Consider the following 1,523-nt stretch of genomic DNA (forward strand, 5'->3'; position numbering starts at 1 on the left):
CACCTTTCCTCCCACCGCCAGTTTTAAACATAGCAGCGACCTCATCGGCACCCTCAAGTCGACTAAGAGGTGCCCGTATACTAACAAGGTAATTACCGTCTTGTTTATTAGTGAGAATTAGATGAGCGCGATCAGGATTTTGGTTACTCAATTGATTACTGAAGACGCCACTTACTCTTCGAGCCCACGTTTTATCGGGTAAAATCACGGCTGATAAAGAGGCTGTTTGATGAAAGGCTTTTTCAGATTCTGCTGATGAAATGTCTGCTTTATAGCCAGACTGCAATGTTTCAAAAACATGGCTTTTTTGTTCGATAAAATCGAATGGTGAGCGAAATTCAACGCATTCTCTGTATAAATCGGCAGGATGAAAAAACAGATCATCCAGGTTCGCACCATAACCATTGTAATTAAGGTAAATGCCGAGATCTTGCAGTAAGGAAACTTGCTGCGCATCAAGACCCGCTTTTGATGCAAGTGTTTGTGCAACTGACGTAAGATTATCTCCAAATGCGGCTGTAATCGCCCACAGGTGGTATGCCCCTCTCAAATAGCGATCAACAATTAAAGCGGTACATACAGAAGGTGTTACATCGACATGGGCCGATAAATTAGGGTGCTCTATTTTTTCACCCGGATTATGATGATCAGCATAGAAGACTTTCGCTCCAGCCTTTAACAGTCGGTTTAAATCATCATGATTTTTCTGCATCGAGATATCAAGAACAGTCACCTGATCGTCAACTTCAACCTCGACCTGACGTAATAAATTGATATCCCGTTTAATCCCTGTTACCAGAACGGAGTCTTGCGGCTTAGCCAAGCGAAGCTGAACAAGCGAGCAAATGCCATCTGCATCACCATTGAATACATCAATAACGGCCATGGCTTACTCGTGAATAATGTGGTGTTGTTTCAGGTAAGCGATCACTTGATCTGCACACGCAGCAATATCGCATTCAGCTGTATTTACGATAATCTCAGGAGATTCAGGCGGTTCGTAAGTTGAATCAATACCCGTAAAGTTCGTTATTTCACCTGAACGTGCTTTTTTATATAAGCCTTTAGGGTCACGCTTTTCACACACACTGAGCGGTGTCGACATATAAATTTCGATAAATTCACCGTCTTCCACTAAGTCTCGGACCATCTGCCTATCTGCACGAAATGGTGAAATAAAAGCGCTCAAAACAATTAATCCGGCATCGGCGAATAACTTCGCCGTTTCTCCAATCCGGCGGATGTTTTCCACCCGGGCAGCGTCACTAAAACCCAGATCTTTATTCAAGCCATGACGAACATTGTCACCATCTAAAAGGTATGTGTGGTGTTTAAGTTCGTATAGCTTTTGTTCAACAGCATTTGCAATTGTAGATTTACCTGAAGCACTGAGGCCAGTAAACCAGAGAATACTCGGTGTCTGACGCTTTTGTGCAGCCCGAGAGAACTTATCGATGTTGTGTGCATGCCAGACAGTATTTCTATCATCCTGTGCCATGAATTTGCCTTGATAAATTTATTTG

The 1,523-nt window shown here is 42.9% G+C and carries 2 protein-coding genes; both read right to left on the minus strand.

All coding sequences use genetic code 11. The features are described from left to right. On the minus strand, positions 1-886 hold an 886-nt coding region (locus ACTF5U_RS12435; protein WP_438971948.1), incomplete at its 3' end, for a DHH family phosphoesterase. Positions 887-889: 3 nt separating this feature from the next. Beyond that, positions 890-1,498, minus strand: a complete 609-nt coding sequence (cysC, locus tag ACTF5U_RS12440) for an adenylyl-sulfate kinase (protein WP_438971949.1) — start codon at positions 1,496-1,498, stop codon at positions 890-892. Positions 1,499-1,523: the final 25 nt, after the last annotated feature.

Source organism: Methylophaga sp. (genome assembly GCF_965655755.1).
GTDB lineage: Bacteria > Pseudomonadota > Gammaproteobacteria > Nitrosococcales > Methylophagaceae > Methylophaga.

Coding starts and splice junctions, on each gene's coding strand:
- cysC (WP_438971949.1), bottom strand. CDS start 1,498: ATGGCACAGGATGATAGAAATACTGTCTGGCATGCACACAACATCGAT.